Annotated in this window: 5 protein-coding genes and 2 pseudogenes; 4 read left to right on the forward strand and 3 right to left on the reverse strand. The window is 65.6% G+C overall.

Annotation, left to right across the window (positions count from 1 at the left end; all coding sequences use genetic code 11):
• Window positions 1-626: pseudogene (locus tag A5724_RS12195) on the reverse strand (protein translocase subunit SecD); the annotation flags it as partial.
• Window positions 627-692: 66 nt separating this feature from the next.
• A complete protein-coding gene (gene yajC, locus A5724_RS12200; protein ID WP_067801440.1) occupies window positions 693-1,058 on the reverse strand; it encodes a preprotein translocase subunit YajC in 366 nt (121 codons plus the stop codon).
• A gap of 282 nt (window positions 1,059-1,340) precedes the next feature.
• Between yajC and gabT the strand changes: the two genes are divergently transcribed.
• From gabT to A5724_RS33010, 3 genes and pseudogenes are all read left to right on the forward strand, one after another.
• Window positions 1,341-2,681 (forward strand): 4-aminobutyrate--2-oxoglutarate transaminase, encoded by a 1,341-nt coding sequence (gene gabT, locus A5724_RS12205; protein WP_067801450.1) that lies wholly within the window; start codon window positions 1,341-1,343, stop codon window positions 2,679-2,681.
• A 15-nt stretch (window positions 2,682-2,696) separates the two neighbouring features.
• Window positions 2,697-4,130 carry a gamma-aminobutyraldehyde dehydrogenase gene (locus A5724_RS12210; RefSeq protein WP_067801444.1) on the forward strand — a complete coding sequence of 478 codons (1,434 nt, stop codon included), beginning with the start codon at window positions 2,697-2,699 and terminating at the stop codon, window positions 4,128-4,130.
• A 45-nt stretch (window positions 4,131-4,175) separates the two neighbouring features.
• A pseudogene (locus tag A5724_RS33010) lies at window positions 4,176-4,478 on the forward strand (response regulator transcription factor); the annotation flags it as partial.
• Here the strand turns inward: A5724_RS33010 and A5724_RS12215 are convergent.
• A complete protein-coding gene (locus tag A5724_RS12215) occupies window positions 4,475-5,176 on the reverse strand; it encodes a hypothetical protein (RefSeq protein WP_067801447.1) in 702 nt (233 codons plus the stop codon). The pseudogene A5724_RS33010 and the gene A5724_RS12215 overlap by 4 nt on opposite strands.
• Before the next feature lie 220 nt (window positions 5,177-5,396).
• On the opposite strand from A5724_RS12215, the gene A5724_RS12220 reads away from it, so the two are divergent.
• Window positions 5,397-6,740, forward strand: a 1,344-nt coding sequence (locus tag A5724_RS12220) for an AMP-binding protein (protein ID WP_156752247.1), incomplete at its 3' end; no start/stop codon positions are given.

Genomic DNA, 6,740 nt, shown 5'->3' on the forward strand with positions numbered 1-6,740 from the left:
GGCGTGGGCGGCGGGGCCTGCGGATAAGGACGCGGCTGCGGTGCCGGCTCGGCGGGTGGGGGCGGCGGGGGGGGGGGGGGCGCCGGGGCCTGCTCGGCCGGGGAGGGCGGTGATACGGGGGCACCCGGTTCGGCGGGCGCGATCGGAGGGATGCCACCCGGCAATCCGGGTGCACCTGGGGCAGGCGCCCCTGGGGGCGGCGCGCCCGGTGGCGCCTCCGTCGGAGGCTGCGGAGCCTTACCCTGCGCCGGGATCACGTGGATGACGGGACGGATGTACAGCCGTGCGGTCTGGCCCAGGTTGCGGGCTTCGCTGCTGTCGTTGCCCGGCACCGTGATCACCAGGTTGGAGCCGTCGATGATGACCTCGGACCCGGACACGCCGAGACCGTTGACGCGCGCGCTGATGATCTGCTGCGCCTGGTTGAGCGCGTCGCGGGTGGGAGGCGAGCCGTCCGGGGTGCGTGCGGTCAGCGTGACGCGGGTGCCGCCCTGCAGATCGATTCCGAGCTTGGGTTTGGCCTGTTTGTCGCCGGTGAGGAAGACCAATAGGTAGGCACCGATGAGCAACACCAAGAAAAGCCCTAGGTAGCGGGCAGGGTGCACCGGCGCCGAAGACGATGCCACGTTGTCAGGGTCTCCTTCGAGATCAGTTCGTCAGCACCGCAAAGGGTACGTGCTTGCGCTGAGTCTTCAGCCGTCAGTCTTCGTGTTCGGGCTCTCGGTGATCTCGGTGGCGCTCGATTCGCGGGCCTCGTAGTCGAGATCGGTGCTGTCAGTGGCGTCGCTGTCGTCGATGTCGTCGGCGATGCGGTCGCGCACCGCCAGCTTCATCCAGGTGGTGACGACGCCCGGCGCGATTTCCAGGTCGACGTTGTCGTCGGTGATTCCGGTGATCGTGCCCTGCAGGCCGGAGGTGGTGTGCACGCGATCGCCGATCTTCAGCGAATTGTGCAGGTCGATGGTGGCCTGCATCGCCTTCTTCTGGCGCCGCGACGCGAAGAACATGAACGCGCCCAAGATGATGAATAGGGGCAGGAAGAGGGTCAGTTCGCCCATGGCGGCAATTGTCTTTCGTGTCGGTTTTGCATCACGGCGCCCGGACCGCAGGTCAGGGGCCTCGTCTTTGACCAGTGTGCCATTGCCGGCGGCGCAGACCGAACCCCCCACCGCTCGCCACGCCCAGCCAACGCCAAGGCAACGGAATCCGTTGCGTTTGGCACGCCAGACCGATGGTTCCGGTTTCAGATGACCCAGTTTTCGACGGATCGGTGCGTCATGCGACTAGGCTCAGACGGCGACGCGGCATTCGTCGAATCCAACCGTATTCAGGAGCTTCCATTGAGCAGTCTCGAGCAAAGCCGCTACCTCGCCACCTCGATTCCCGGACCCCGATCACAGCAGCTGATCGAACGAAAGGGCGCCGCGGTGTCGCGCGGCATCGGCAACACGATGCCGGTCTACGCGGCCAGAGCGTTCGGCGGCATCGTCGAGGACGTCGACGGCAACCGGTTGATCGACCTGGGCTCCGGCATCGCCGTCACCACGATCGGCAACTCGTCGCCGCGGGTGGTCCAGGCCGTGGCCGAGCAGGTCGCCAACTTCACGCACACCTGCTTCATGATCACTCCGTACGAGGGTTACGTCGCGGTGGCCGAACACCTCAACCGACTGACCCCCGGCGGCGGCGAGAAGCGGTCGGCGTTGTTCAACTCCGGGTCGGAAGCCGTCGAGAACGCGATCAAGATCGCCAGGACCTACACGCGCAAGCAGGCGGTGGTCTCCTTCGACCACGCCTACCACGGCCGCACCAACCTGACGATGGCGCTGACCGCCAAGTCCATGCCGTACAAGCACGGCTTCGGCCCGTTCGCGCCAGAGATCTACCGGGCGCCGCTCTCCTACCCGTTCCGCGACGCGGAGTACGGCAAGGAGCTCGCCACCGACGGCGAGTTGGCGGCCAAGCGGGCGATCTCGGTCATCGAAAAGCAGGTCGGTGCAGACAATCTGGCCGCAGTGATCATCGAACCGATCCAGGGTGAGGGCGGATTCATCGTCCCCGCAGACGGTTTCCTGCCCGCGCTGCTGGACTGGTGCCGCAAGAACGACGTGGTGTTCATCGCCGACGAGGTGCAGACCGGGTTCGCCCGCACCGGCGCCATGTTCGCCTGCGAACACGAAGGCATCGAACCCGACCTGATCTGCACCGCCAAGGGCATCGCCGACGGCATGCCGCTGTCGGCGGTCACCGGTCGCGCAGAAATCATGGACGCACCCCACGTCAGCGGTCTGGGCGGCACCTACGGCGGCAACCCAGTCGCGTGTGCGGCGGCGCTGGCCACCATCGAGACCATCGAGTCCGACGGCCTGGTCGAGCGCGCACGCGAGATCGAGGCCCTGATGAAAGACCGGTTGGGTCGCCTGCAGGCCGAGAACGACCGCATCGGCGACGTGCGCGGCCGCGGCGCGATGATCGCCATGGAGTTGGTCAAGCCAGGCACGCTGGATCCCGACCCGGAGCTGACCATGAAGCTGTGCGTCGGCTGCCACACCGCCGGCGTAATCGTGTTGTCCTGCGGCACATTCGGCAACGTGCTGCGTTTCCTACCGCCGCTGACCATCAGCGACGAATTGCTCAACGAAGGCCTCGACGTCCTCGCCCTCGTCTTGGCCGACCTCTGAAAGACAGGAGTTGCAATGACCAAGGTTCAGAATTTCATCGGCGGCGAACTCGTCGACTCCGTGAGCGGCGCGACGATGCCACTGGTCGACCCGACCACCGGTGAGGAATACGCCACCGCGCCGATTTCCAACGAGGCCGACATCGACAACGCCTACGCCGCGGCGTCGAAGGCGTTCGCCGACTGGAAGCGCACCACACCGTCTCACCGGCAGAAGGCGCTGCTGGACTTCGCCGACGACGTCGAGAAGAACGCGCAGGCTCTCGTCGAGGCCGAGGGCCGCAACACCGGCAAGCCCAACCACGTCACCATGGCCGAAGAGATCCCGCCGATGGTCGACCAGATCCGGTTCTTCGCGGGTGCGGCGCGGATGTTGGAGGGCAAGTCGGCAGGCGAGTACATGGAGAACCACACGTCGTGGATCCGCCGTGAACCGGTCGGCGTGGTCGGCCAGGTGGCGCCGTGGAACTACCCGATGATGATGGCGATCTGGAAGTTCGTCCCCGCTGTGGCGGCGGGCAACACCGTCGTCATCAAGCCCAGCGACACCACGCCGGTCAGCACGGTGATGCTCGCCGAGATCGCGGCGCGGCACTTCCCGCCGGGCGTGCTGAATGTCGTTTGCGGCGACCGGAATACGGGAGCGGCGGTGGTCGCCCATCCGACACCGGAGATGGTGTCGATCACCGGTTCGGTGGCCGCAGGCCGCGCGGTTGCGGTCAGCGCGGGCGGCAATCTGAAGCGCACGCATTTGGAACTCGGCGGCAAGGCGCCGGTCATCGTGTTCGACGACAGCGATATCGCCACTGCCGCTGAGGGGATCGCGACCGCAGGCTACTTCAACGCGGGCCAGGACTGCACGGCGGCCACCCGCGTGCTGGCGCGGGCGTCGGTGGCGTCCGACCTCACCGATGCGCTTGCCGAGCAGGCAAGCAACGCGACGACGACATACGGCAAGCCGGCAGACGACGAAGACGCCTGGGTGCCCCCGGTGAACAACGCCAATCAGCTTCAGCGGGTGCTGAGCTTCCTGGGCGAGGTGCCGTCGCACGCCAAGGTCGCCGTCGGTGGACAACGCCAGGGCGACGAGGGTTTCTACGTCGAGCCGACGGTGATCGGCGGGCTGCGTCAGGACGACCGGCTGATCCAGAACGAGATCTTCGGCCCGGTTATCACGGTGCAGTCGTTCTCCGACGAGGAGGAGGCGATCCAGTGGGCCAACGGCACGGAGTACGGGTTGGCGTCGTCGGTGTGGACACGCGATGTGTCACGCGCACTTCGGGTTTCGGCCGCGCTGGACTTCGGCTGCGTCTGGATCAACACACATATTCCGTTGGTGGCCGAGATGCCGCACGGCGGCTTCAAGTCGTCCGGGCACGGTAAGGACCTGTCGGCCTACGGGTTCGAGGACTACACCCGCATCAAGCACGTCATGGCCTACACGGGGTGACCTCGTTCGCGCGGACAGACGCAAAGTGTCCCTTTTCTTCGGCGTGAAGCGGTCGCCTATGCGCTGCGCGGGCGAGGTGAGCGCAAACGGCCGTCGAGTGGATGGGATTCACTCACGCCCACCGAACTCGACGTCGTGCGTCTGGTCGGTGAAGGGCTAGCGAACAAGGACATCGCCGCAAGGCTTTTCGTGTCCCCTCGCACAGTGCAGTCATATCTGCGCCACGTCTACAACAAGGTCGGACTGACTTCGCGGGTGCAGCAGGCCCAGGAAGCTGTGCGAAGAAACAGAATTCCCGGTCGCTTATCAGGGGAAGTTACGACCGGGAATCCTGTTTCAGGCGACTAGTGATGGACCGGTCGCCGGCGCCCACCGGAAAACATGTCACGCCATCCGCGGCGCGGCCGTTCGGCCGTGGCCGTCCGTGGCCGTTCGGCCGTGGCGGTGCCTGTCGGCTGGATCTGCGTCACCTCGTCAGACGGCGCAGGCTGGACCGCAGCGGCGTCGCTGTAATTGGCAACCGGTCGTTCGTCATACGCGGCAACGTCGCGCTGCGCATACGCGATATCCCGCGCGCTGCGAACCGACAACCGCCCCAATGCAAGCGCACCCAAGAAGATGATCAGCGCCCCGAGGCCGTAGAAAAAGGTCAGCTCGAGCCAGACCCGCTTGGTTTCGGTATTCGCCACCGGAGCGCCGACTTCGCCGATGCCCAGTGGCCCGGCCAGCGCGCGGCCAACGACAAACCACGCGCCGGCGAGCACGGTCAGCCAACCACCCAACATCGCCGTTGCGCGATTGCCCGAGACCAGCAACAGCAGACCGCCGAGAGCCGTCACAACACCGGGTAGGACTTCCAGCCACCCGCGTTGCGTCGTCCAGAACCACTCCTGATCCGGTGCGAATGCGAAGTTGAAATAGGGCCCGACGAACGGAATGAGCGCACCCCAGGCACCCAACAAGATCAACAGGAAACCGCTCATCGCACCGCGGCTGCGCGGCATGGTCATCCGTCCGCCACGGGGCCGAACACGCGTGTCAGTCATGGCTCTCCTCCTAAGTTCTTCTCGCGCGAGTACCCCCGGCCAAGCCTGCATAACCGTCAATAACCCGCCAATGCGGAGCCCTCCCGCCATCCGGTGACAGCTATCACAGCTTTCACAGCGAACTGACAGCCGACGGCGGAATAATGTTAGCTCCGCTAACGTATCTTCCTCTAGGCGCGGCGTTGCGCCAACACTTCCTGCGATTTGCTGAGGATTACTGATGTCGACTATTACCCAGGAGGAGCGGCTCGAGAGCCGCATCGCCGATTTGTATGCCACTGACCAGCAGTTCGCCGATGCCCGACCGAGCGAGTCCGTCGCCCACGCGATCGAAGCAGCCGATCTGCCGCTGCCGCAGATAGTTCGGGCCGTGCTCGACGGCTACGCGGACCGCCCCGCGCTGGGCCAGCGCGCCGTCGAGTTCGTCACCGACCCCGCGACGGGTCGCACCTCGGTGTCGCTGCTCCCCCGCTTCGACACCATCACCTATCGCGAGTTGTCCGACCGCGTTGATGCTGTCGCTGCCGCGCTGACGCACAGCCCGGTTCAACCGGGTGACCGCGTCGCGATCCTCGGGTTCACGAGCATCGACTACACCACCATCGACATGGCGTTGCTGCATCTCGGCGCCGTCTCAGTGCCGCTTCAGACCAGTGCGCCGGTGACCCAACTGCGGCCCATCGCGGCCGAGACCGAACCGGTGGCGATCGCGTCGAGTGTCGATTTCCTCGAAGACGCCGTCGAAGTCATGCTGACCGGTCATCTGCCGGAGCGACTGGTGGTGTTCGACTACCACGCCGAATCCGACGACCACCGGGAGGCGCTCGAAGTAGCGACCGCTCGGCTCGCCGAAACACCGGTTGTCGTCGAGACTTTGGCCGACCTGATAACCCGCGGCCAAGGGCTGTCGTCACCACCGGCTTTCGACTCCGGCGAGCAGGACAGTTTGGCGTTGCTCATCTACACCTCCGGCAGCACCGGCACTCCCAAGGGGGCGATGTACCTCACCAGCGCGGTCAAGACCGCGTGGCGCCGGTCCAGCACGGCGGCATGGGGCAACAAGGGCGCAACACCGTCGATCACCCTGAACTTCATGCCGATGAGCCACATGATGGGCCGCGGCATCCTGTATGCCACCCTCGGCGCGGGCGGCACCGGGTATTTCGTTGCCAGAAGCGATCTTTCGACGTTCTTCGAGGATCTGGCGTTGGTCCGCCCGACCCAGCTGAGCTTCGTTCCGCGGATTTGGGACATGATCTACCAGCACTACCAGAGCGAGGTCGACAAGCGCGCGGCCGACGGTGCGGACCGCTGGGCGGTCGAAGCGGACGTTCTCGCCGACCTCCGCCAAAATCTTCTCGGCGGACGGTTCGTTTCGGCAATGACCGGGTCGGCGCCGATCTCAGACGAGATGAAGACCTTCGTCGAAACACTGCTGGACCTTCACCTGTCCGATGGTTATGGCTCCACCGAGGCGGGCGCCGTGATGACCGACGGTCGGGTGCAGCGGCCGCCGGTGATCGACTACAAGCTGGTCGATGTGCCGGATCTTGGCTACTTCAGT

The organism is Mycobacterium sp. ACS1612 (assembly GCF_001667505.1).
Lineage (GTDB): Bacteria > Actinomycetota > Actinomycetes > Mycobacteriales > Mycobacteriaceae > Mycobacterium.

What these genes read in the sequence shown, in the direction of transcription:
- A5724_RS12215 (WP_067801447.1), bottom strand. Translation starts at nt 5,176, where the DNA reads ATGACTGACACGCGTGTTCGGCCCCGTGGCGGACGGATGACCATGCCG.
- yajC (WP_067801440.1), bottom strand. Translation starts at nt 1,058, where the DNA reads ATGGGCGAACTGACCCTCTTCCTGCCCCTATTCATCATCTTGGGCGCG.
- A5724_RS12210 (WP_067801444.1), top strand. Translation starts at nt 2,697, where the DNA reads ATGACCAAGGTTCAGAATTTCATCGGCGGCGAACTCGTCGACTCCGTG.